The sequence below is a fragment of the Sediminibacterium sp. GW821-FHT12F12 genome (genome assembly GCF_058806635.1).
Genome location: NZ_JBXAPW010000003.1, coordinates 175,511 through 199,586 on the forward strand (window position 1 = coordinate 175,511; position 24,076 = coordinate 199,586).

Genomic DNA, 24,076 nt, shown 5'->3' on the forward strand with positions numbered 1-24,076 from the left:
TGAAAATACAATTTATTCCTGTCAGGACTGCGGCGCCACTACCACATTCCGGTCGAGGCTTTCTTCGAGTGAGATAAAGGTCTCGGTTCTTTCAATACCCTTGATCTTCTGCAGTTCATCGTGCAGTACAAAGCGGAGTTCCTGGATATCTTTACACACGATTTCAGCGAACATGCTGTAATTACCCGTGGTATAGTTGAGGCGAACGATCTGCGGGATCTTTTTCAGTTCTTTGGCCACACTATCGTATAAAGAGCTTTTTTCGAGGTATACTCCGATAAAAGCGATCACATCGTAGCCCAGTGATTTGAGATCTACCGATAATTTTTTACCTTTCACTACCTTTAGCTCTTCCAGTTTCTTGATACGCACATGAATGGTACCGCCGGAAACAAAGAGTTTCTTGCCCAGGTCGGCATAAGAGATCTCTGCATCTTCCATCATTTCCTGGATGATCTGGAAATCCAATTTGTCAAGATTCAATTTTACCCCCATATTGATTTATATTTTTGTAATTATTCAATATAATATCAAATTTATTGAATTTTTTCTATATTATCAAAATATTTATTGAAATATTTACAATTAATGTGGGATTTGCTGTAATATTGTCTTGTCAATGTAACAACGACGGGTTCTTATATACTGTGGGGTGATGAAATTTTTGGCAGACATGCCCTCTTGTCTCGGGGGTGAGGATAACAGGATAAACGTAGCATAGAGCCATTTGAGTAGCAATAGTCAGATGACCGGGGTCGACCACCGAACTTTGTACTACAGCTAACTGCCTCGTGGAGGTTCGATCCCTCCCCCTACAGCAGCAAAAGCCGCAACAAAATCTGTTGCGGCTTTTTTATTGGTGTCCCGCGGCTTTTGAACAGAGGAATATTGAACAAGGAACAGATGAATGATGAAGGCAGGACGCTTACTTATTTCCTCTCACTCATTTTAATCCAAGCCAAGCATGTAGCTAACAAGTAACAGATGTCTACGAAAAGAATCTTGCCTATACACCTGCGATGGCTATAACCTATTGACCTGCTACTACCTGTTTTTACAATGCCGTGTGACAGCCACCTGTTACCCATCCGGAACTGATACTGCTGCGATGCATTACTATAAGATGAATTTTCCAATCGCTCATACTGTAAACAGATCACCACAACTCCATTTATTTTTTCTTCACGTATGAGTTTGTCTGCAGACACTTCATGCGTACAGATACTCATAGCTACTCTACCGGTATACCGTTGCTCTATGCTTTGAGTAGCAACGTTTCTGCATGATTGATTTATAGTATCAGATCTTATGGCAGAAAATCATAAAAAACCTATTCTTAACAAACCCGTTTGTTAATTCTGTGGATGCTGCAAGCATCCGAAACCACTATGTAACAATCTGTTACGCCACTTGCGTCAACTTTGTATTGAGCAAATTTTTTCTCTTGCCGAGATCGGAAAACATGACTCATCAACAAGAGGCCAAGAATGATTCAATGTAGTAATTGTCAAAACAAATCGAGAGTCAAATATTCTTGCGTATTACAGTGTTCGCCTTTACCAAATCAAAAAAATGAAGTATCTCTTTATCGTTTCGGCCATATTCTGTAACAGCGTGAAAGCGCAAACGGCAAATGCATCTCTCCCCAGGTCTGAAAATGTAGTTTCATTTGCAGTAAACCTGTCAGAAGGTCCGCTGTTATTTACCAAAACTTTCCGGAAGAATAATGCAGATGTAGATCTATACCAGGTTCATTATGCGATCATCAATCCACTCTATAACAACGGTGCACCTATGGAAGTAAGTCTGAACCGAGAATCGTTCGAAAAATATTTCAGCACAACTCCCCGGCTAAGTGCCGTTATGCCCAGGATACTTACTTATGCCGAAGCCATGAACATTCCGTTTATCAACGAAAAAAGCTGGACCCTTCTGTTTGATTTTTATAATACCAACTGTGCTTATTAATAAGATAATTACCCATCAGCGTTGACATAAAACCTGTAACTTTCTGATCTCTTATGCAAGTGATCATGAAAAAAATTATACTTGTTATTGCTGTTATCAGCTGCGCTGTTTCTCTCTTCTCTCAATCGCTTAACCAGCCACCTGCTTTAGCTGCTATCCGTGAAGCTGATCTTACAAAAGACCTTTATGCATTGGCCGATGCCCATTTTAAAGGCCGCTCTGCCGGTACCCTCGATGAATTAAAAGCCTCTATGTGGATGGCCGAACAGTTCCGTGCCATTGGCCTACAACCTGCCGGTGATGATGGTACCTATTTCCAGTTCTTTTCTATGTGGCGTAACCGGCTGGCAGATCACAGCAGCATCCGCATCAACAACCGCCCGCTGACTTTATGGAGCGAAGTAGCCGTATCGCAGATCGCCGGCAAGCAGCTGGATGCACCGATCGTATATCTCGGCAATGCCCGCAACCTTGATCTGTCTTCCGTTGATGTACAAGGAAAAGTAGTGGCGCTGGAAGCTGTACCCGATGGCATTAATATGAATATTTCTTTACCTAGCTGGCGTTACAACCGCAGTATCATGGTAAAATATGGCAATGCACTGGTGAATCGTGGGGCTGCCGCTATCATCTTTATCGCAGATGAAACCGCAGAAAACAGCTGGAACGATGCCGTTGAAAATTTCAAGAGAGGCAGTTATGATATTGAAGGCGGTCCCAATACACAAGTTACCGCTACGGTGCCCGTACTCTGGTTACATGCATCTGCCAAACAGGAATTACAACAACAGGCAAGTCTGCAACTGAACCTGACCATAGAAAGATTCCAGTACCCTTCTGTGAATATTATTGGAAAGATTGCAGGAACAGATCCTGTGTTAGCGAAAGAATACCTGCTCTACAGCGGGCACCAGGATGCGCATGGCATCCGCAATACCATCCAGAACGATAGTATTTATTATGGTGCCGATGATAATGCCAGTGTAGATGTGGCCATCATGGCAGCGGCACGTGCCTTTAAACAAAAACCGGCCAAACGTTCTGTACTGGTGGTGATGCATGGAGCAGAAGAAAGAGGATTACTGGGTTCGCGCTGGTATGCCTCACATCCAACGGTACCACTGGGTGCTATCGTAACCGTTTTGAATGGCGACATGATCGGTCGTAACCACCCCGACAGTGCCGCTATACTGGGCGTACAGGCCCCACACCGCAATTCTGCCGAACTGGTGCAGATGGCCATGGAGGCCAACCGGGAAGGCCCGCGGTTTAAACTGGATACCCTTTGGGATAAACCCACCCACCCGGAAGGATGGTATTTCAGGAGTGATCACCTGCCTTATGCGAGACTGGGAATTCCTTCGCTGATGTACACTACCCTCTTGCATCCGGATTATCACACCCCGCTGGACAATGCGCAGAACATCGATTATGTCAAGCTGAAAAAAATGGCCGAATGGATGTACCGTACCGGCTGGAAAGTAGCCATGGCAGCCAAAAGACCAGCTACCGATCCGGGGTTTAAGTTGGAGCGATAAGCTTATGCCGACTATGGACCAGGCTTAACTTACTTAAATTTCATACTACAGAACCAGGCGGGCAGGAATTCCCTTTCTTGCAACCGGGCTATTTCTATTTTTTGCGGATCAATATCCGGAAATAACCTCGTATTGCTCTAAAATATTTGATTGATTATCAATAAGTTATGGCATTTCGGAAGTATCTCTTTTACGGGGATGATGAATGTCATAAAACAAACTATTTTAATATTCGAACTTTATACAACACGAAGGAGAGATTAGACTTGATACTACAACAAAGTCAGTTAGCGTAAAGTAAGTAACACTGGATCTATAACAAAGACAGGTTTAGCAAAACCCCATATACCCACATTCGGAAGTACTAAACAAATTCAATAAGCTATCTACTCTCTCGTAAAAAGGATTTTATCATGTTATCTCCTGTAGCGTCAACAGGTTAAAAAATGTCAAGTGTGTTTCAGAAGATCATATTGTCAACTATTCTCGCTTTTTGTTGGTTTAATTACGCAGTTTTCTGCAATCGCTCAACAGAAAGAACCACAGGTGATTAACGCGGGGGGTGGTTATTTTTCCCGTGGCGATTTTCTATTTGACTGGAGTTTTGGTGAATTGATTTCTGTGCAAACACTCAGTTCAAATGCTGATTTCATTGTTACAACCGGCTTTCTGCAATCGAAACTTGATGCATTAACGCCGTTTAATCCGGTCGGCCCGGCAGATTCTAATAAAATTTTTGCGGGACCCAATCCTACAAGGTCATTGATTACGATCAGGTCTACCTTGATTGTACCCGGCAGAATACAGGTAATACTCACAACAATAACCGGAATGGTACTGCAGAGGGTGGAAGAAGCATATGAAGGCATCCATTATCAGAAACAATTGAACATATCAAAATACCCCAGTGGTTTTTACAATCTGATTGTGACTTATCTCATCAATGGGCAGCCTATCAAAACAAGTTCCTATAAAATCATTAAACAGTAAGGCATGAAGAAAGCGATCCTGATATTAGTTATTCTTAGCTGTTTGTGTTCTGTTGTTGTGGCGCAATTGGTGAATGGCATCAACTTCCAGGCAGTAGCCAGAAACGCTGCGGGAACAGTAATTGCCAACAGGAAAATTACTGTCAGGATGTCTGTAAGAGAAGGTTCTCAAAATGGTTTTTTGGAATACAGTGAGATTAAAGCAACAATAACCAATGCAGTTGGGTTATTTGTGCTGGTATTAGGTGATCCCAATCCACCCACTACAATTATTACAGGTTCGTATACAGGGATCAACTGGAGTACAGGCAACAAATATCTTCAGATAGAAATTGATCCTACTGGTGGAATCGATTTTATTTCACTAGGTACACAGAAGATAAATTTTGTTCCCTTTGCTCACTATGCCAATGGCGTTGCTGCCAAAAATATTGCTGGTGTTCTATCACTGGAACAGGGCGGAACAGGAACCAATAACCTGCTCGATCTGAAAGTTAACCTGCAGCTTGACAAGGCGGATAATACCAGTGATATAGACAAACCGATAAGCAACCCTGTTCAGTCAGCCCTTGATACCAAAGAATCCATCACCAACAAAAGCAGCAATATCACCAACGATGGAAGTTCTGATGCCAGGTACCCGAGTGTTAAAGCCGTAAAATCTTATGCAGACGGAATAGCTGCCCGCATTCCCGCACCACAGGTAAATGCTGACTGGAATGCAACCAGTGGTGTGATACAGATCCTGAACAAACCTTCCTTGGCAAATGTGGCCACAAGCGGTGATTACAATGATCTGACTAATAAACCGTCTGCGTATTATCTTCCAACCGCTTCCGCAACAACACTGGGAGGGGTAAAAATCGGTAACAACATTTTTATAGATGCCAATGGTGTAATCAGTGCTTCAGGATCCGGTTTGGGAAGTGTTACCAGTATTGCAACCGATAATACACTGACGGGAGGACCGATCACCACATTTGGCACACTAAAAATAGACACCACGCTGATCTCTACAAAAGCAAATGTTACCGCTGCCCTTTTACAGAAATTATCATCGAGTGAACTTCCGCTTTCTGTTGCGAATGGTGGCACCGGTGCGTCCACTGCGTCTGCAGGTCTTAGTGCGTTATTACCTCCCCAGACGGGTAATGCCGGTAAGTTCTTACAGACCGATGGAACCAGTGTAAGCTGGGTAACTTCTGCGGGTAGTATTTCCGTTCCGGTTTCGGGAGAAAATGGAGGTACCGGTATTTCCAATGCAGGCAAAACGATTACACTGGGAGGTAATCTGGTTACAGTGGGTTCCTTTGTAACCACTGTAACCACAAACGGAACCACCAATATTACGCTGCCTACCGCAGGTACCTTAGCAACGTTGAATGGAACAGAAACTTTCACCAACAAAACACTGTCATCACCGCTTATAACTTCACCTTCCCTAACGGGCACACTGGCATTGCCTTCAGGAGCAACGGGTGTCACTGCCAACAGCGATGATAACTCAACAAAATTGGCCACTACTGCATTTGTAGCCAACGCAATTACCAATGGGCTACCTGATGCTTCAATCAGTACAAAAGGGTTAGTGCAATTGTCTGGCGATCTTTCAGGAACAGCCACATCCCCATCGGTTGTAACTGTAGGAGGCGCTACTGCTGCCAATGTTGCCACGGCTACCGGTTTAGCCATTGCCGCCACTAATGCGAATACAGCTAATACGATTATCAGGAGAGATGCATCCGGAGATTTTTCGGCAGGAACTATTACTGCTACTGCATTTTCCGGCCCTTTGTCAGGAAATGCCAGTACAGCAACAACGGCAGGCACAGTTACCACTGCTGCGCAACCTGTTATCACCAGTCTGGGTGCACTTAGCTCCCTGAACGTAAACGGAACGGTTAATGCAACCACCCTGAGTGCAACAACAATTAACGGAACGCTTAGTACTGCCGCTCAAAACAATATTACCAGTCTGGGTACACTTACTTCTCTTAATGTAAACGGAACCGCCACTGCCACTACCCTGAGTGCAACAACAATTAACGGAACGCTTAGCATTGCCGCTCAAAACAATATTACCAGTCTGGGTACACTTACTTCTCTTAATGTAAACGGAACCGCCACTGCCACTACTCTGAGTGCAACAACAATTAACGGCACGCTTAGTACTGCCGCTCAAAACAATATTACCAGTCTCGGTACACTTATCTCTCTTAATGTAAACGGAATTATTAATGCCACTACCCTGAGCGCTACAACCATTAATGGTACACTCGGTACCGCCGCACAAAACAATATTACCAGTCTGGGTACACTTAGTTCCCTGAATGTAAACGGAACTATTAATGCAACTACGCTGAGCGCTACAACCATTAATGGTACACTCGGTACCACCGCACAAAACAATATTACCAGTTTGGGTACACTTAGTTCCCTGAATGTAAACGGAACTATCAATGCCACCACACTGAGCGCTACAACAATTAACGGTACACTGGGTACAGCCTCCCAAAACAATATTACCAGTCTGGGCACGCTTACCGGATTAACAGTAAGCGGAACCACTACACTAAGTGCATTTACAAGTACAGGGTTTGTTCAGTCGAACAGTTCAGGTATATTAAGTTCAGCTGCCCTTAGTTCCTCTAATGTTATAACTGCCCTGGGCTTTACACCTGTTCGTTCTAATTTTGGCAGCTTTTCAGATAATACCACCCAAACAGCCTCTGCCATCAATACAGCTATCCTAATGACATTGAACACGACTGATATTGGCGGGTATGGTGTTAGTCTTGCAAACGGAACACAGATCAAAGTAGACAATGCCGGGATTTATAATCTTGAGTTTTCGGCACAGATGTCGAAATCATCTGCAGGTGCCTCAGATGTAACCATCTGGTTCAGGAAAAACGGTACCGATGTCCCCAATTCTGCAACAGACTTTAACTTATCCGGAAACACAGCATTGGAAGTGGCTGCCTGGAATTATTACTTTGATCTGGCTGCGGGAGATTATATTGAAATAGTATGGAGTACCCCGGTTCTCACAATTATAATTGAGAAAATAGATGCAAGAACATCTCCTACAAGACCAGCAGTCCCCTCCCTGATCGTTACCATGCACAGGGTAAACTGATGGACAGATTGAGCAAGAAAGAAGTCCAACCTTATCCTCCATTATCAGATATGATTTTACAGTACTTTTGCCACCCATGGGACAGAAAAAACTGATTCGTTTCGAAGCCATCAAACATTTTCCGAATGTGCTGGAATACCCGCAGGATATGCAGGGTAAATGGAAGGATTTTTTTAAGAATGACGGAAGTATTACCCTGGAACTGGCCTGCGGTAAGGGCGAATATGCCACCGGACTGGGCCGGATGTATCCGGAAAGAAATTTCATTGGGATTGACCTGAAGGGTAACCGCATCTGGCGCGGTGCTAAAACAGCACTGGATGAAGGTCTGACCAATGTGGCATTTGTACGATCGCATATAGATAAGATCACCGATTATTTTCAACCCGGAGAAGTAGCAGAGATCTGGATCACTTTCCCCGACCCGCAGTTACGAGGTTCCCGGGCCAAGAAAAGACTCACTCATCCCCGTTTTCTGCGTTTATACCAACGGATACTTCAACCCGGCGGACTGGTGAACCTGAAAACGGATAGTCCAGACCTGTACCGCTTTACTTTGGCCGTTATCAACTTATTTGGACTGGAGTTGTTAGAAGACTCAGACAATGTTTACAAACAGCCGCAGATCAAACCCGAACTGATGATCAAGACCCATTATGAGGGGTTGGATATTGCAGGCAGTAACCGGATCCATTATCTCTGTTTCCGCATTAACCGGGAACTGCCATTGGAAAAAGACGAAGTATTAAAACAATTACTCAGTGAGTCAGAACCTGATTGAAGGCATTCATTTTTACCACGATGAGCACGGTTATATCGTGTTCACAGAAAAATATCATATAGAGAAAGGGCACTGCTGCGGACATGGGTGCCGGCATTGCCCTTACCAGTATGAATCTGTGCCCGAACCCCGGCGCTCTGAATTACTGCTGCAAAAAGAAAGCACATCTGCCACGAAACAGTAAATTGCTGATACAAACCATGCATCGTGGCTGCGAAAAAATCTCCCGAAAAATTAAAATCCGTTTTACCAAGTGGCAAGGCAGACAGTTCTTTTTTTGAACAGGTATACGCCGTAGCCCGCCGGATACCAAGGGGTCGTGTTACTTCCTACGGAGCCATTGCCGCCTACCTCGGTACCAAAATGAGTGCGCGTATGGTGGGATGGGCCATGAATGGTGCGCATAACCAGTCAGGGGTTCCCGCACACCGCGTAGTAAACCGCCATGGTACGTTATCAGGGAAAATGCATTTTGCCACACCCACGCAAATGGAAGAACTCCTCCAAAAAGAAAAAATCAGGGTGGTGGATGATGTGATAGTAGATTTTGAAAAGAAGTTCTGGGACCCGGCAGTAGAATTACAAATTTGAAAATGGAAAACCCATCTTCAGAGAATTGTCTTCATTTTCAAATTGCCACATTCTCAAATTTTCAAATTACGTATAATAAGGGCTGATCATAAAATAGACAATCGGTCCGGTAACCGCTACATAAAACCACAAGGGCCAGGTAATTTTAGCGAGTTTTTTGTGTGCAGGAAATTCGGCTGTTAAAGCACGGTAAGCTGTAAATAAGATTAATGGCAGAATCAGTGCCGCCAGTACAATATGTGTTCCGAGTATCAGATAATACACTACACGAATATTACCCACCTGCAGTTTTTCCTCTTCACTCAATACGCCGTCATGGTTAGCGTCTCCGAACCTGGCTTCGCCGGCCAGTAAATGGTGCGCAATATAAGATACCAGAAACAGGATCGATAATACCAATGCCAGCATCATCAGACTTTTATGCAGCTGGTAATTTTTATTCTTTACCGCCACCAGTGCAGCCACGAGCAATACTGCTATCGCCGAATTGACAAAAGCATTGATAGTAGCAAAAACATGTACATCAAAACCCAGGTTCAACTCCAGCTTTACACGTCCGAGTAACACCACTGCCGTAAACACAACAACAGAAAAAATACCGATCAGCCAGGAAGCTTTTTTATCGTTTTTTGAAATAGAGGCTTGTAACATGTTTGTTTATTGGTTTAGTTGTTTATTAGTTTATTGGTTCATGTGTTTATTAGCTGATAAGGTTGTCAGGTTTTTCATTGTACCTGAAGACCCATAAACCAGTAAACGAATAAACCAATTAACAAAATCCTACCCATTTAGTTTTCTTCTGCCGCGCATATAGGTAACAAAAAAGATAACTGCGGTGATAATGATGAGCCAGAGCCAGCCCAGATCAAGGATTTGCGCAAAAACAGCACTTTTTTGTTTTTTGTCTTTCTCGAGCATCAACAAACCGATATCACGGGCCAGTTTACCGAGCGAAACGGAATCAAGTCCGTTGTAATACCCACGAACCCGGTATTCTTTGTCGATCAGCACAAAACGGCTGGTATGTACAAAATCCGGACTGATGGGCTCTGTGCTGAACTTATCTACTTTTAACTCTTCAAAAGCAAAACGGTAAATAGAATCGCGGTTACCGGTCAGCATCCACCAGTTTTCATGGTTAACACCAAATCGGTCAGCATATTCTTTCAACACCGGCACACTATCGCGTTCGGGATCTACAGTGAAGGAAACGAACTGTACAATGGAAGTATCAATCTTTTTACGCAGGTTACCGCCGCGGATAAACGACTGCTGCAGAACAGACATATTGGAAGTCAGCTTAGGGCAGATACTTCCGCAATGAGTAAAAAAGAAATCAACTACCAGGATCTTGCCTTGTTTGTCGTACAGACTAACTGTATCGCCCAGTTGATTCTGCAAACGGATATTGGCGGTTTTGTGCCAGATGCTGTCTGTAACCATCTTTCCGTTATCGATCCGCTCTACCACCGTATCCAACAGGTATCTTCTGGGCATATCAACGGCAGAACTGCTGGCATACCGAAGCCACAGGTAACAGCATAGCGGCAACAGCAGTGCTACTGACAGGCCTAATAACGCTTTTTTATTCATAAGGTATCTCTATAAAAAAACCATCGTGATAACATACGATGGTTTAGAAATTATATAAAACTTGCAATCTTCTATTCTTACTCCACCGCTTTTTTCTCTGTTGCAGGTTTGGCTTCTTCATGTTTGGCCTCTCCGTGTTTGTTTTCTGCTTTCTTTTCTACCTTGATAGTGCTCTGTTCTTTAAAATGCGGATCGTAGGTGTTACGCAGGTTACGGAAAGAGTTACCATCATACAGGAAAGCGATGATAAACCATACAAACAGGGCCAAAGGAACCACGATGGTCATGATCAGGTTCTTCAATTCATGTTTCAGGTGCATGAAATAAGCTACAATGTAAAAGGCTTTGGCCAGCATCAGGATAACGATGGTGCCTTTGGCTGCCAGGCGCAGACCACTTTCCAGTGGCATCCCCATCATCCAGAAACCGATTATCAGTTCCACAATGGTTAAAACAGAAAGGATAACGGTTACCCTTACAATCTCTTTGGTTCCACCGCCACTGTGCTCTTCGTGTGCTACTGTATGTTCCATAAATATTTTGCTTATATAATTAACGAATCAGAAAAAATCAGATCAGGTAAAAACAGGTGAATACAAATACCCATACCAGATCTACAAAGTGCCAGTACAAACCAGCTTTCTCAATCATCAGGTAATGACCACGCTGTTCGAATTTATCGGTCAGGGTCATGATCAGCATGATAATATTGATGATCACACCGGAGAATACGTGAAACCCGTGAAACCCGGTGATGGTAAAGAAGTAATTGGTAAAATTGGTAGAAGAAGCCGTTCCATCGTGGTTCAGGAAAGGATTGCGACCCCACCAGGCACCTTCATGAAACAGGTGATTCCACTCCCAGGCCTGGCAGCTTAAGAAAGCGATACCGCCGATAATGGTCCAGATCAGGTTTTTTACAACGCCTTTTTTATCCATGTTATGACCCGCATGCACTGCCAGTACCATGGTAACGGAACTGATGATCAGGATGAAAGTCATCACACTCACAAACACCAGTGGCGCATGTACACCTTCCGGCGCAAAGGGGAAACTCTTGAATACTTCGTTAGGGTCAGGCCATCCATTGGTGGAAAAACGGATGGTACCATAAGAGATCAGGAAGGCGCCAAAAGTGAAAGCATCACTCATCAAAAAGTACCACATCATCAATTTGCCGTACTCTACATTAAATGGGCTCTTCCCGCCGCCCCACAACTTGGTGGGTGTAACTGTTGCTGTTGACATGAGTTATCTGAAATTTCGTTACAAAAATATTGGCTAGTGTTCAAAAAAGGTGAATAAACCCCAACTTTTTCTTCAACTACCCGATCCAGTTATAAAAGATGAATAAATAGATCCAGAGTACATCTACAAAGTGCCAGTAAGTGGCCGCCATTTCTATCGGCAAACTACTGTAATTCTTGACTTTTACGGCATACGCACGGGCAAAAATAATCAGCAGGGCTATTACGCCACCGAGTATATGCAACATGTGCAGACCGGTGATCACGAAAAGAAAAGAAGCCGCTGAATTGCTCTTGGCTCCTACCAGCGCAATATTACTGTTCTGTAATTCCCTGAACCCGAGCAACTGTAGTACCAGAAACAGCACACCCAGGGCCGCGGTAAGGGTAACCAGGAAACGGTAACGGCCCATTTCCCTCGCTTTAAAGGCTTTTACGGTAAGATGAATAGTAACACTGCTGAGCAGGATCACAAAAGTTGAGTACCAGAATATCTGGGGCAGATTAAACTCCAACCAGTTACTCTGGTTCTTTTTAACCACATAGGCACTGGTTAAACCAGCAAACATCATGATGATACTTCCCATACCCACCCACAAGGTAAACTTATGCGGATGGATCCGGCTGGGTTCGTTAGGCTGCACTGTTGTCATTGTCACGTTCATTTATTTAGTTATTATCTGATTTTATCTGCCAAAAGGGCCAGTAAAACAATCGGTAAATAGATATAGCTGCTGAACATCACTCTCCTGGCCGCTTTTGCATTCATCTCTTTATACAAACGCAGACTCTGAAAAACCATGAACAGGTTGCATACAACCAGGATCCACATGCTTACCTGGCCCGTCATGCCAAAATAATATGGCAGGATACCCACCGGTATCATCAGTACTGAATACATGATACCTTGCACGGCTGTAAAACGGGTAGGCCCTTTATCGGCAGGCAGCAGTTTGAAACCCGCTTTGCTGTAATCACCATGCGCTACCCAGGCAATGGCCCAGAAATGCGGGAACTGCCAGAGAAACTGGATGGCAAACAGGATCCATCCACCTACATTAGAGAACTCTTTGCCATTGGCCACTACGGTACCCAGTGGATTGAGCATATTGGTAGCCGCTACCCATCCGATTAAACAGGGTAATGCACCAGGAAAAGCACCTACCAGCACCGCAATGGAATTGATCTTCTTCAGCGGTGTATAGATAAATGCATAAAGAAACAGACTGAACGCAGATAATAAAGCGGCATTCCAGTTAAACGCATTCTCATCGGTGGTAAAAAACCAACCGATCATAAAAACACCTACCGAACCGGCCAGGGTTGCAAAAGTGTAGGCTTCCTGCTGGCTCATTCTTCCATCTGCTACCGGGCGCGAAGAGGTCCGCTTCATCATGGCATCCGTATCTTTTTCTACTGCCTGGTTAATAGCATTGGCACTGCCGGTGATGAGCATACCTGCTACAAACAGGAGGAAGATCATCCACCAATCGTATTCCACCACATTGGGCGCCAGTAAATAACAGATCACACAGGAAAATACCACGGTAAAACTCAGCGTGAACTTGATCAGCTGAAAATAATCCTTCACTTTAGACGCCAGTGAAAAAGAAGTGGATGTATTTACCGTTCCCTTCATATTGGTTCTGACAGGAATGAATTTGGCACCGGTGTGGTACTGCACTCCTGTCTTTTTTATCGCAGTTAAAAACAATGCTCCCGGTAACCGGGAGCATTGCATCTATGTTAACCAGCCTTCATAAGAACAGGCCGGTATGATTATTTCTTAGTGATGACTTTCGTCTGCTCCTACCGGTGTGGTCTGGGAAATAAAGTCTTTTCCATCCTTACCGTAATCGTACGCCCAACGGTGTACTTCCGGAATTTCGCCTACCCAGTTACCATGACCCGGACGGATCGGTGTGGTCCATTCCAGCGTATTGGAACCCCATGGATTCTGGACGGTTACTTTTCTTCCTTTGAAGATAGAGTAGAAGAAATTGAACAGGAACAAGAGCTGTACAGCAAATACGATCATGGCCACTGTACTGATGAAACGGTTCAGTTCTGCGAACTGTTTGAAACTTTCCCAGATGCTGTAATCGTAGTAACGACGTGGCATACCGGCCAGACCTTCGTAGTGCATGGGCCAGAAGATCATATAAGCACCAGCAATGGTTACCCAGAAGTGGATATACCCCAGCGAATTGTTGAGGTAACGGCCATACATTTTAGGGAACCAGTGATAGATACCGGCAAACATACCGAACATAGATGCCACACCCATTACAATGTGGAAGTGGGCAATGACAAAATAGGTATCGTGCAGGTGAATATCCAGTGCAGAGTTTCCTAACCAGATACCGGTTAATCCACCCGAGATAAATAAACTTACAAAACCGATCGCGAACATCATACCCGGTGTGAAGCGGATATTACCTCTCCACAAAGTGGTTAACCAGTTAAACACTTTGATGGCAGAAGGTACCGCAATCAGCAGGGTTAACAGTACGAATACGGAACCAAGGAAAGGATTCAGTCCGGTAACAAACATGTGGTGCGCCCATACCAGAAAGGCGAGGATGGCGATCGCAAACAGCGAACCGATCATGGCCATGTATCCGAAGATAGGCTTGCGCGAGTTCACCGACATGATCTCTGATACCATACCCATGGCTGGTAATAAAATGATATATACTTCGGGGTGACCTAAAAACCAGAACAAGTGCTGGTACAGGATAGCACTACCACCTTCGTTAGGTAAGGCCCCTACTCCGCTGATAAAGATATCAGAGAGATAAAAGCTGGTTCCGAAATTACGATCGAAGATTAACAGGATAAAACCTGAGAATAATACAGGGAAAGACAATACACCCAATACAGCGGTGAAGAACAGGGCCCAGATGGTTAATGGCAAACGGGTCATGCTCATCCCTTTGGTACGCATGTTCAGGATGGTTGCGATATAGTTCAGACCACCCAATAAGGAAGATACCACAAAGAGGGCCATCGACACAATCCACAGATCCATACCCGTTTTAGAACCCGGCGATGCATCGCCCAGGGCACTTAACGGAGGGTAAGCGGTCCAACCGCCGCTAAAAGGACCTGTTTCAACAAAAATAGAAGATAACATTACCACACTGGCTGCAAAGAAGAACCAGTAGCTGAGCATATTCATGAAAGGAGAAGCCATATCCCTTGCACCGATCTGTAAAGGAATCAGGAAGTTGGCGAAGGTTCCGCTCAATCCGGCTGTTAATACAAAGAATACCAGTACGGTACCGTGTGTGGTAACCAGCGCATAATAAGCTTCCGGTGTAATACGGCCACCTTTAGCCCATTTACCGAGAATATCTTCCAGCCAGGGGAAAGTGGCTTCGGGATAACCCAGTTGCAGACGGAACAGCACACTCATCAAACCACCCAGCACCGCCCAGAACATACCTGTGATCAGGAATTGTTTGGCGATCATTTTGTGGTCCTGACTGAACACATATTTACTGATGAAGGTCTCATGATGGTGGTGTTCATGATGATGATCACCATGTGCATCATGTGTTGCAGCATCTGAATGTGCATGTAAAACAGCTTCGTTACTCATACTCTGTTTTCTTTAATATTTTCTGTTCACGATGATCCCGCGATATAGCGGAACCGGATATTTATTATTTACAATTTAGCAACCACTTTGGTTGCAACTTTGGCGGTATCGGCCGGAGTAGCGGCTGGTTTGGCTGTTTCCGGATCCTTATCAGGATTGGCCACCAGGTATTGTGGCTTCTGCTTAGCCAGCCACATATCATATTCTTCCTGCTCTACCACTTCAATAATGCCCTTCATGGAATAGTGACCGTTACCACACATCTGGTCGCAACTGATCTCGTACACAAAATCAGGATTCTTGGTCAGTTCTTTCATTTCTTTGGTTGTATACTTGGGGGTAAACCACATGGTGGTGGGGATACCCGGTACCGCATCCATTTTCATACGGAAATGAGACAGACCTACATCATGGATCACATCCCTTGCACCGATGATCAGCTTTACAGGACGGCCTTTTACGATGAGCATTTTATCGGTAACCACATCGTCATGACTCAGTTTATCATCCCAGAGAACACCCAGTGCATTACCGGATGCATCATCGATGTTTTTGTAATATTTTTTCCCGAAAGCACCATCCTTACCAGGATAACGGAAGATCCAGTTAAACTGTTTGCCGGTTACTTCCACTACCATGGCTTCTTTGGGAGGCTCACCAGTAAAGAGGAACCAGTTACGTAAACCGATCACCACCAGTATCGTTAACACAATAGCCGGAACGATGGTCCACAATACTTCCAGTTTATTATCGTGTGGAAAGAAATACACTTTACGTGTGTCACTTTCCTGGTATTTATAAGCGAACCAGAACAGGATAACCTGGGTAGCAATGAATACGATACCGGTTACACCGATCGTGATCCATAACATAGAATCCACACGGGCGCCTTCTACACTGGCAGAATCTACGGCCAGCAGTGTTTTACCGAACAGCATTTTATTGCAGTACCACACACCGATCATACCGAGTACCAGGAACACAACCATGAGGAAGCCGTTGATCTTGTTATTCTGTTTACGGCTAACATCTTCGCCTTTCAGAACAGATACATATTCGCTGGCTTTGGCGATCTGGAAGATCACTAAAAAGATCAGCACAATTACTGCTATGGTTAAAAACATTGTCATAACGCTATCAATATTATCTTATCTAACAAAAAATGCTACAATACAATTATACCTGGTGAATGATACTTTCTTTCAGGAACGGGTGGTGCCTGGAGATCAGCGGTTTGCTGGCCAGGGCACGTCCTACGAACAGGATCATCATACCTACAAACAGACTCAGGATACCGAAATCCAGCCAGCCCAGGGTTACATGTTCTTTAGACAGGCTACCCATCACCATCTGGTAAAAATCGATCCAGTGACCAAAGATGATCAATACTGCCATAAAAGTTACCAATGTGTAATTTCTCTTGGCTGAGCGTTTCATCAGGATCAACAAAGGACAGATAAAGTTGATGATCAGGTTCAGGAAGAAAATGCCTTTGTACGGCCCCTGCACCCTGTGTTTGAAATAAACAGTTTCTTCCGGAATATTGGCGTACCAGATCAGCATATACTGAGAGAACCAGAGATAGGTCCAGAAGATAGAGAAAGCAAACATGAACTTACCGATATCCTGTAAGTGCTCCTGGTTGGTTAATTCGAGGTAACCTTTGTTCTTCAGGTAAATTACCCAAAGAGCGATCAGCGACATACCGGATACAAAAGAGCTTGCAAATGTGTACCAGCTGTACATGGTAGAATACCAGTGTGCATCAATACTCATCATCCATAACCAGGGAATGGTAGAACCCACGGTTAAAGCGAACCAAACGGTGAAGAGAGCCGCACGAACGGTACTTCTCCAGATATAAGAAGCGCCTTTCTCCTGGTCCATCGGAGCCTCATCTGCTTCGCGGCTGATCTGGCGCATTCTCCAGCCCAGTAAACTCCACAGGCCAATGGCCAGGGTAGTCCAGATGATGAAGAATTTCGCATTCAGGAAACCGGCTTTACCAGACAGGATCGGATCTTTCGCTACCGCTTCTGTATCGAGCCAGTGGTAAATATGGTGTTTATCGCTTACTACAACATAAATCAGCACCAGGAATGTGATGGAACCGAAAATAGGTACCATGGTAGAAATGGCTTCAGGGATACGTTTGAACGACTGCTGCCAGCCACCCATGGCCAATGTGGTAACACAGATAAAAAACATGCTGGCATTACAGATCAATGTCCAGAAGATCGTATTGTACATGAGGGTTCCCCAGAAATGGGCCTGTTCATGTTCGTCGGAGCTGAAACCTTTGGTGACTGCGCCGATTACCAATGCAACCAGACCAACACCGATCAATGCCATTGACCAGGTTTTCATCTTTCCGGGAATCTCAAATTGCTCTCTGATAGATGCCATCGTTATACTCTTTTATATCAGTTTGTACTTTTCTTGCGCCAACCGGCGAAAGGTTAATTTATTTGGTAACTGCCGCTGCAGGTGCTGCTGCCGGGGTAGCTTTTGCTTCTGTTTGTTTGTTCTTGATATACTTGATCACCATCCAGCGCTGCTTGCGGCTCAGCTGTGATGCGTAAGATCCCATCATGTTCTTGCCATACGCTACAGAGTAGAACATCTGTCCCTCAGGCATCGCTTCATACTTGGCATCGCCTACCAGTGTGGCAGGTTTGGCTGCATAAGGACCATTACCATCTTTGTACAGCGGACCGTTACCGTTCAGCTTATTACCATGGCAGATACCGCAGTTGATCTGGTATAACCTTTCTGCTTCTTCTGTCTCTTTTGCAGACATGGAATCGATCGGGTTCTTTACCAGTTTGGATGCTACATAATTGGTAGAATCGCCCGGTGCATCTTTGGTAAGGTGGAAAGGCATTTCCTCTTCGCGAGAAATGGTTCCGGCAACCGGCATCGCAGTGTAGTTGATGCCCTTCTCAGCCAGGTTGCTGTGATCTGCATAGGTTTCATAAGCGCGGCTGTAAGCCATATCCGGCATATATACCTTGCCAGGAGTACGTTTTACATCACTGCAGCTCACGATTACCACGGCGGCAGACAAAACAGTTATGATTGATAATTTCTTCATCATATATCTATTCTAAAAAGTAATATTAAGCAACAACAGTTTGTTTGTTCTGGAAAGGATGTTCGTCTTTGTCGTAACGGCCTAACCACCATCCGTCTTCCGCTACCTGGATATCTGTTTCCACCGCACCATTGCTGGCCAGGAAGGCTTTCAGGTCTTCGGCATTGGTTTTTTCTGTACACTCGATCACCATCACAAACAGATCATCTGTGGCACGTGCATGGAAATGATGTTTTTTCACAAACGGTGCCAACTGGCACAGGTAGCAGAAAGTTAACACCATACCCACTGCTGCAAACAGTACAGTCAGCTCGAAGGTAATAGGGATCCAGGCCGGCAACGCAAAATGCGGTTTACCACCAAAGTTCAGCGGCCAGTCTTTCGCCAGGATCCAGCTGATAGAACCCAGTGCAGTTGCTGTACCGGTAATACCATAGATAAACCCGGCTGTGTGCAGACTGGTCTCTCTCAGACCCAGCGCATGGTCCAGTCCGTGCACCGCAAACGGCGTGTACACATCATGGATCTTATATCCTGAAGTACGGACTTTCTTCACCGCAGGAAATAAAACAGCTTCGTCATCAAAGCAGCCTACTACGAATTTCTTTTTTGCCATTTTTTTAGCTTTTAGCTGTGAGCTGTGAGCTACCAGCTTTTTTTAACTACTTTATATTCATCCATCCCTTTGCAGGGCAGGGGTGTTGTATTAATGTGCATGGTCGTGAACAAACTCTTCGAGCTTCTGCTCTTCGATCTTGTCCATTTTACCTTTATAGTTTTCTCCGGTTGTTTTCAGTACATATTTGATCTCTGCTACCGCAATTACAGGCATGTATTTGGCAAACAGGAAGAAGCAGGTAAAGAACAATCCGAATGTACCGGCATAGAATCCGATCTCCCAGATAGTAGGGCTGTAGTAAACAGACCAGCTGGAAGGCAGGTAATCGCGGTACAGCGAAGTAACGATGATCACAAAACGCTCGAACCACATACCGATGTTTACGATGATACTCATGAAGAAGGTCACAAACAGGTTCCTTCTCATTTTACGGAACCAGAAGATCTGCGGGCTCAATACGTTACATGCCATCATACCCCAGTAGCTCCAGCCATATGGACTGAACAGGTATGCACGGCTGTACCAGAAAGTGTAACCCTCATATTTGTTCTGGCTGTACCAACCCATGAACAGCTCTGTGAGGTAGGCAATACCTACGATAGAACCGGTCAGTACAATCACTTTATTCATCGCCTCAATGTGACCGAGGGTGATATAGTCTTCCATTTCAAACACTTTGCGTATGATCACCATCAGGGTCTGCACCATGGCAAAACCGGAGAAGATGGCACCGGCAACGAAATAAGGAGGGAAGATGGTAGTATGCCAACCCGGAATCACGGAGGTGGCGAAGTCGAAGGATACGATCGTGTGTACAGACAATACCAGTGGGGTACTTAAACCCGCCAGTACCAGCGATAAGCTCTCGTGGCGCTGCCAGTGTTTGGTAGAACCTGTCCAGCCGAAAGAAGCAATACCATACAAACGCTTACGCAGTTTGGTGAAAGCGCGGTCGCGCACGGTAGCCAGATCGGGGATCAGACCACTGTACCAGAACAACAGCGATACGGTGAAATAAGTAGAGATCGCAAATACGTCCCATAATAACGGTGAGTTAAAGTTCACCCACAAAGGACCACGGGTATTGGGATAAGGTAATACAAAGAACGCCATCCACACACGGCCCATGTGCCAGATGGGGAACTGGCCCGCACACATTACCGCAAAAATGGTCATCGCTTCCGCCGCACGGTTTACACCCGTTCTCCAGCCCTGGCGGAACAGCAACAGGATCGCTGAGATCAGTGTACCGGCGTGACCGATACCTACCCACCATACGAAGTTGGTTATGTCCCAACCCCAACCTACTGTTTTATTCAGGTTCCACTGGCCGATACCGTAGGTAACATCCCGGTAAATGGAATATACACCAAACAGCAACAATGCGACAGCTATGTAAAAGCCGACATACCAAAGTCTGGAAGGCTTCGCTTCAATAGGGCGAACGATGTCTTCTGTAACCTGGTGATAGTTTTTGTCGCCATTCACCAATGGTTCCCTGAGCTGTGATTCGTACTTTAAATGCATCTGGTCTTGTTTATTGGTCCCTCCCGCTTGCAGCGGGATAGTATTTTATTGAATCAACTTTTGTTCTTTGTGCAACTTCGTTGTGTCACTCACTTGTACTGCTGTTCGCTACTCCTCTTTTGTCAATGGTCAATAGTGAATAGTCAATAATAGATTCACCTTTGCCCATTCACCATTCACCTTAATGAGTGGTCGCCGCTTCTTTTTTCTCTGCGCCTTCTGCCTGATGTTCTTCCTTCGCGCCGGCTGCATGGTGTTCTTCTTCCAGGTTACGCACTTTTGCCATATAGGTTACATTAGGCAGTACGTGCAGTTGCTCCAGCACATAGAACTGACGGTTCGGATTCTCTTTTCTTGTTTTGGTAATAGAACTGTTGGCATCGTTGGCATTACCAAAGTTGATGGCGTTGGTAGGACAAGCCTGCTGGCAAGCCACTTTCAGATCGCTGTCAACCATCGGTCTGCTTTCTTTCTTGGCGTTCAGTTTGCTTTCCTGTAAACGCTGTACGCAGAAAGAACATTTCTCGATCACACCACGTGAACGAACCGTAACATCCGGGTTCAGTACCATGCGGGTAAGATCATCGTTCATATCGAGTACCACATCGCTCACAATACCTTCCTGATTGTCTGGGAAGCTGTCGGAACCGTTGTAATCGGCCCAGTTAAAACGACGTACTTTATACGGACAGTTGTTGGCACAATACCTGGTACCGATACAACGGTTATAAGTCATCTGGTTCAGACCTTCGCTGCTGTGGTTGGTAGCGGCTACCGGACAAACGTTCTCACAAGGAGCGTTATCGCAGTGCTGGCACATCATGGGCTGGAATACCACATTCGGGTTATCCATATCGCCGCTGAAATAGCGGTCAATACGCAGCCAGTGCATTTCGTGTCCGCGTAATACTTCCGGTTTACCTACTACAGAAACGTTGTTCTCTGCATTACAGGCCACTACGCAGGCGCCACAACCATTACAGGTATTCAGGTCTACGCTCATGCCCCATTTGATACCCGGACGGTCGTACACAGGATAAATGGTACCCTGGCTTTCAAATTTCTCCAGTCCACCCCATGGTTTCAGTTCAGCTTCGCGCTCTTCTCTGATCTCAGTAGGATGTGATTTATATTCGGCCAGTGTTAATTCTTTCATTACTTCCGTACGGTTACCCTGTGCGGTATCGTAACGGCTATGGGTTTGTGTTAAGGCAACAGGATATTTATCGCCGGTAGCGGTAATGGTTACATTGCTGTTCACAAAACTGACGGTAGCACCGTTCAAAGAAGCAAAAGGATAGGCGTTTTTGCCGGTACCTACCACAGATTTACCCAGTTTTTCACTTCTTCCATAACCCACGGCAATACCGATGGTGTTGGGATGGGTTCCTGGTATGATGAGGGCAGGCAGCTCTACGCTCTTGCCGTTCACCGTTACTTTTACAACTTTCTTCGGAGGATTTACTTCGTACGCATCTGCCTGACCGCCATTGTTCAGATCAATATTCAACAGGGTTCTTGCGAGGGCTGGCGATACAATTACATAGTTATCCCAGGTGGCACGGGTAACGGGATCGGGTAATTCCTGTAACCATGGGTTAGCAGCACCCTGACCGGCACCGATCGCTACTTTCTCGTACAGTACCAGTTCAATCTCTCCGCCTTTTTTGGCAGTACCTACCGCAGCAACTGCCGCGGCAACGTATGCTCCGTTAAAAGCTGCTCCGCTTAATACACCGGCAGCGGGATTGATTACTCCATCCTGCAAGGCTTTGTCCCAACCGGTTTCGCCACCCACTTTCGCGCTCCAGAAAACCTTCAGGAAAGCGAGGTAATCGGTGGTAGCACCGCTCCATTTCAGGAGACTATCCTGCCACTGGCGGGTTTTGAACAAAGGATAGATAGTAGGCTGGATAAAGGAATAATGACCGGTAATCGGTTCGGCATCACCCCAGCTTTCCAGGTAGTTATGATCGGGTACTACATATTTGCAGAGTTCTGCGGTCTCATCCAGCTTGCTGCTGAAAGAGATGGTGGTTCTTACTTTTTTCAGACCGGCTTTAAATTTCTCGGCATCATACCAGGTATAGGCCGGGTTGGCACCATGTACCAGTAAAGCACCTACAGAACCGGCATTCATATCTTCTACCAGTTTGGCAAAGTCTGCATCCACACCCTGGCGGGTATTGACTGTAACAGACCAGTCGATGGTTTTACCACCGGCACCAATGGCTTCGTTGATAGCGTTTACGATGATCTGAACATTTACATCATTGCTTCCGCAAACCACCAATGCAGCGCCTTTATTGGCGTTCAGGGTTTTGGCAGCTTTTTCGATACCGGCTTTCAGTTTGGCATCGGAAATAGTAATTGCCTGACCGTTCACAGCGCTTAACAAAGCAGCTGCTACAGCACCTGTTTCAGATGGACGGTGCAAATATTTTTCATCCGCGTTGGAACCAGTGAGGCTGGCTACACTTTCAAAATGAATGTGTTTGCTCATCTCGGGGTTCTTCTCGTCTAATTTCTTTCCGGTAGCGTATTGTCTCGCAAACTCAACCGGGCTCAGCCAGGTACCGAGAAAATCGGCACCGATGCTCACGATCGCTTTTGCATTTTCGAAATGGTAAGAAGGAATGGCTTTTTTGCCATAGGTAGCTTCGTTGGCCAGTAACATGCCGCTGTATGAAACCGCATCATACGTTACGTGGCGGCTACCCGGGAATTTGGCAACCAGTTGATTGATGGCCTGTTGGGTAGAAGGTGAAGTGATGGAGCTGGTTAACACAACCACCGGACCGGCCAGGATACCGGCAACGGCTTTATCAATGGCTTCGAAGGTTACTTCTTTTCCATCGATGGTAGGGAAACGCAGACGGGCAGTATCGTACAGGTCGAGTACCGAAGCCTGTACGCGGGCAGAAGTACCGCCTTTGGTGATAGGGCTCAGATCGTTACCTTCTATTTTGATCGGACGTCCATCGCGCACTTTGGCCAGTACACTCACTACATCGCCATCCTGTACATAGGTGGTAGCGTAGTATTTGGAAACACCCGGTACAATATCTTCCGGTTTATTGGCAAAGGGGATCGCTTTTTTCACCGGCATTTCGCAACTGGCGGCTGCGGCTGCGGCGGCTGTGCTGAAACCGAGATACTTTAAAAAGTCCCTGCGGGGCGCTTTTGCTTCTAAAAAGCTGGTGCTTTTGCTTTCATCGGCAACAAAAGGTAGTTCTTCTCTGAATTCATCTTTCACATCCTTGCTGTACGCGTCAGACTGATTCAGCTCTCCAAAACTTTGCCAGTGCTTTTTTTGCTCCATATACTGATTTGAAAATTTGAGAATTTGAAAATTTGAAAATGCTGTATCAGCCTCTCAAAAATTC

Annotated in this window: 21 protein-coding genes; 7 read left to right on the top strand and 14 right to left on the bottom strand. The window is 45.3% G+C overall.

Going from position 1 to position 24,076, the window contains the following annotated elements; genetic code table 11:
* Window positions 1-21 precede the first annotated feature (21 nt).
* On the bottom strand, window positions 22-495 hold the full coding sequence (locus AC1RNB_RS05925; protein WP_493081551.1) for an Lrp/AsnC ligand binding domain-containing protein: 474 nt from the start codon (window positions 493-495) through the stop codon (window positions 22-24).
* Between the two features lie 1,077 nt (window positions 496-1,572).
* On the opposite strand from AC1RNB_RS05925, the gene AC1RNB_RS05930 reads away from it, so the two are divergent.
* From AC1RNB_RS05930 to AC1RNB_RS05960, 7 genes are all read left to right on the top strand, one after another.
* Window positions 1,573-1,968: a hypothetical protein gene (locus AC1RNB_RS05930; RefSeq protein WP_493081553.1), complete on the top strand. Its 396-nt coding sequence runs from the start codon at window positions 1,573-1,575 to the stop codon at window positions 1,966-1,968.
* 65 nt (window positions 1,969-2,033) lie between these two features.
* The gene (locus AC1RNB_RS05935; RefSeq protein WP_493081555.1) at window positions 2,034-3,506 is read left to right on the top strand and encodes a M28 family metallopeptidase; all 1,473 of its coding nucleotides are present in this window, start codon (window positions 2,034-2,036) and stop codon (window positions 3,504-3,506) included.
* Between the two features lie 546 nt (window positions 3,507-4,052).
* Complete coding sequence (locus AC1RNB_RS05940; RefSeq protein ID WP_493081557.1) at window positions 4,053-4,496, top strand: T9SS type A sorting domain-containing protein; 444 nt, start codon at window positions 4,053-4,055, stop codon at window positions 4,494-4,496.
* A gap of 3 nt (window positions 4,497-4,499) precedes the next feature.
* Window positions 4,500-7,634: a beta strand repeat-containing protein gene (locus AC1RNB_RS05945; RefSeq protein ID WP_493081559.1), complete on the top strand. Its 3,135-nt coding sequence runs from the start codon at window positions 4,500-4,502 to the stop codon at window positions 7,632-7,634.
* Between the two features lie 76 nt (window positions 7,635-7,710).
* Window positions 7,711-8,415 carry a tRNA (guanosine(46)-N7)-methyltransferase TrmB gene (trmB, locus tag AC1RNB_RS05950; protein ID WP_493081561.1) on the top strand — a complete coding sequence of 235 codons (705 nt, stop codon included), beginning with the start codon at window positions 7,711-7,713 and terminating at the stop codon, window positions 8,413-8,415.
* The gene (locus AC1RNB_RS05955; RefSeq protein ID WP_493081563.1) at window positions 8,396-8,599 is read left to right on the top strand and encodes a C1orf53 family protein; all 204 of its coding nucleotides are present in this window, start codon (window positions 8,396-8,398) and stop codon (window positions 8,597-8,599) included. Before trmB ends, AC1RNB_RS05955 begins: the two co-directional genes overlap by 20 nt.
* Before the next feature lie 23 nt (window positions 8,600-8,622).
* On the top strand, window positions 8,623-9,006 hold the full coding sequence (locus tag AC1RNB_RS05960) for an MGMT family protein (RefSeq protein WP_493081564.1): 384 nt from the start codon (window positions 8,623-8,625) through the stop codon (window positions 9,004-9,006).
* A gap of 66 nt (window positions 9,007-9,072) precedes the next feature.
* Here the strand turns inward: AC1RNB_RS05960 and AC1RNB_RS05965 are convergent, their stop codons facing one another.
* The 13 genes from AC1RNB_RS05965 to AC1RNB_RS06025 form a co-directional block, all read right to left on the bottom strand.
* A complete protein-coding gene (locus tag AC1RNB_RS05965; RefSeq protein WP_493081565.1) occupies window positions 9,073-9,657 on the bottom strand; it encodes a DUF420 domain-containing protein in 585 nt (194 codons plus the stop codon).
* A 129-nt stretch (window positions 9,658-9,786) separates the two neighbouring features.
* Window positions 9,787-10,599, bottom strand: a complete 813-nt coding sequence (locus tag AC1RNB_RS05970) for an SCO family protein (protein WP_493081567.1) — start codon at window positions 10,597-10,599, stop codon at window positions 9,787-9,789.
* Window positions 10,600-10,676: 77 nt separating this feature from the next.
* Window positions 10,677-11,132, bottom strand: coding sequence for a cytochrome C oxidase subunit IV family protein (locus AC1RNB_RS05975; protein ID WP_493081569.1), 456 nt, complete (start codon window positions 11,130-11,132; stop codon window positions 10,677-10,679).
* A 37-nt stretch (window positions 11,133-11,169) separates the two neighbouring features.
* Window positions 11,170-11,847, bottom strand: coding sequence for a cytochrome c oxidase subunit 3 (locus tag AC1RNB_RS05980; protein ID WP_493081571.1), 678 nt, complete (start codon window positions 11,845-11,847; stop codon window positions 11,170-11,172).
* A gap of 76 nt (window positions 11,848-11,923) precedes the next feature.
* Window positions 11,924-12,499 carry a cytochrome c oxidase subunit 3 gene (locus AC1RNB_RS05985; protein ID WP_493082067.1) on the bottom strand — a complete coding sequence of 192 codons (576 nt, stop codon included), beginning with the start codon at window positions 12,497-12,499 and terminating at the stop codon, window positions 11,924-11,926.
* A gap of 23 nt (window positions 12,500-12,522) precedes the next feature.
* Window positions 12,523-13,530, bottom strand: a complete 1,008-nt coding sequence (cyoE, locus tag AC1RNB_RS05990; RefSeq protein WP_493081573.1) for a heme o synthase — start codon at window positions 13,528-13,530, stop codon at window positions 12,523-12,525.
* 102 nt (window positions 13,531-13,632) lie between these two features.
* Window positions 13,633-15,450, bottom strand: a complete 1,818-nt coding sequence (locus tag AC1RNB_RS05995) for a cytochrome c oxidase subunit I (RefSeq protein WP_493081575.1) — start codon at window positions 15,448-15,450, stop codon at window positions 13,633-13,635.
* Window positions 15,451-15,518: 68 nt separating this feature from the next.
* Entirely contained in the window at window positions 15,519-16,580 is a 1,062-nt protein-coding gene (locus tag AC1RNB_RS06000) for a cytochrome c oxidase subunit II (protein WP_493081577.1), read from the bottom strand.
* A gap of 46 nt (window positions 16,581-16,626) precedes the next feature.
* Window positions 16,627-17,856 carry a quinol:cytochrome C oxidoreductase gene (locus AC1RNB_RS06005; protein ID WP_493081579.1) on the bottom strand — a complete coding sequence of 410 codons (1,230 nt, stop codon included), beginning with the start codon at window positions 17,854-17,856 and terminating at the stop codon, window positions 16,627-16,629.
* 58 nt (window positions 17,857-17,914) lie between these two features.
* Window positions 17,915-18,547, bottom strand: coding sequence for a c-type cytochrome (locus tag AC1RNB_RS06010; RefSeq protein ID WP_493081581.1), 633 nt, complete (start codon window positions 18,545-18,547; stop codon window positions 17,915-17,917).
* A 22-nt stretch (window positions 18,548-18,569) separates the two neighbouring features.
* The gene (locus AC1RNB_RS06015) at window positions 18,570-19,160 is read right to left on the bottom strand and encodes a DUF3341 domain-containing protein (protein ID WP_493081583.1); all 591 of its coding nucleotides are present in this window, start codon (window positions 19,158-19,160) and stop codon (window positions 18,570-18,572) included.
* 90 nt (window positions 19,161-19,250) lie between these two features.
* Window positions 19,251-20,690, bottom strand: coding sequence for an NrfD/PsrC family molybdoenzyme membrane anchor subunit (gene nrfD, locus AC1RNB_RS06020; RefSeq protein ID WP_493081585.1), 1,440 nt, complete (start codon window positions 20,688-20,690; stop codon window positions 19,251-19,253).
* Between the two features lie 181 nt (window positions 20,691-20,871).
* Window positions 20,872-24,012 carry a TAT-variant-translocated molybdopterin oxidoreductase gene (locus AC1RNB_RS06025; protein ID WP_493081586.1) on the bottom strand — a complete coding sequence of 1,047 codons (3,141 nt, stop codon included), beginning with the start codon at window positions 24,010-24,012 and terminating at the stop codon, window positions 20,872-20,874.
* Window positions 24,013-24,076: the final 64 nt, after the last annotated feature.

Bases quoted from the DNA above. Each gene is read 5' to 3' on its own strand.
- AC1RNB_RS05925 (WP_493081551.1), bottom strand. From the start codon at position 495: ATGGGGGTAAAATTGAATCTTGACAAATTGGATTTCCAGATCATCCAG.
- AC1RNB_RS05930 (WP_493081553.1), top strand. From the start codon at position 1,573: ATGAAGTATCTCTTTATCGTTTCGGCCATATTCTGTAACAGCGTGAAA.
- AC1RNB_RS05935 (WP_493081555.1), top strand. From the start codon at position 2,034: ATGAAAAAAATTATACTTGTTATTGCTGTTATCAGCTGCGCTGTTTCT.
- AC1RNB_RS05945 (WP_493081559.1), top strand. From the start codon at position 4,500: ATGAAGAAAGCGATCCTGATATTAGTTATTCTTAGCTGTTTGTGTTCT.
- trmB (WP_493081561.1), top strand. From the start codon at position 7,711: ATGGGACAGAAAAAACTGATTCGTTTCGAAGCCATCAAACATTTTCCG.
- AC1RNB_RS05965 (WP_493081565.1), bottom strand. From the start codon at position 9,657: ATGTTACAAGCCTCTATTTCAAAAAACGATAAAAAAGCTTCCTGGCTG.
- AC1RNB_RS05970 (WP_493081567.1), bottom strand. From the start codon at position 10,599: ATGAATAAAAAAGCGTTATTAGGCCTGTCAGTAGCACTGCTGTTGCCG.
- AC1RNB_RS05975 (WP_493081569.1), bottom strand. From the start codon at position 11,132: ATGGAACATACAGTAGCACACGAAGAGCACAGTGGCGGTGGAACCAAA.
- AC1RNB_RS05980 (WP_493081571.1), bottom strand. From the start codon at position 11,847: ATGTCAACAGCAACAGTTACACCCACCAAGTTGTGGGGCGGCGGGAAG.
- AC1RNB_RS05985 (WP_493082067.1), bottom strand. From the start codon at position 12,499: ATGACAACAGTGCAGCCTAACGAACCCAGCCGGATCCATCCGCATAAG.
- AC1RNB_RS05995 (WP_493081575.1), bottom strand. From the start codon at position 15,450: ATGAGTAACGAAGCTGTTTTACATGCACATTCAGATGCTGCAACACAT.
- AC1RNB_RS06000 (WP_493081577.1), bottom strand. From the start codon at position 16,580: ATGACAATGTTTTTAACCATAGCAGTAATTGTGCTGATCTTTTTAGTG.
- AC1RNB_RS06005 (WP_493081579.1), bottom strand. From the start codon at position 17,856: ATGGCATCTATCAGAGAGCAATTTGAGATTCCCGGAAAGATGAAAACC.
- AC1RNB_RS06010 (WP_493081581.1), bottom strand. From the start codon at position 18,547: ATGATGAAGAAATTATCAATCATAACTGTTTTGTCTGCCGCCGTGGTA.
- AC1RNB_RS06015 (WP_493081583.1), bottom strand. From the start codon at position 19,160: ATGGCAAAAAAGAAATTCGTAGTAGGCTGCTTTGATGACGAAGCTGTT.
- nrfD (WP_493081585.1), bottom strand. From the start codon at position 20,690: ATGCATTTAAAGTACGAATCACAGCTCAGGGAACCATTGGTGAATGGC.
- AC1RNB_RS06025 (WP_493081586.1), bottom strand. From the start codon at position 24,012: ATGGAGCAAAAAAAGCACTGGCAAAGTTTTGGAGAGCTGAATCAGTCT.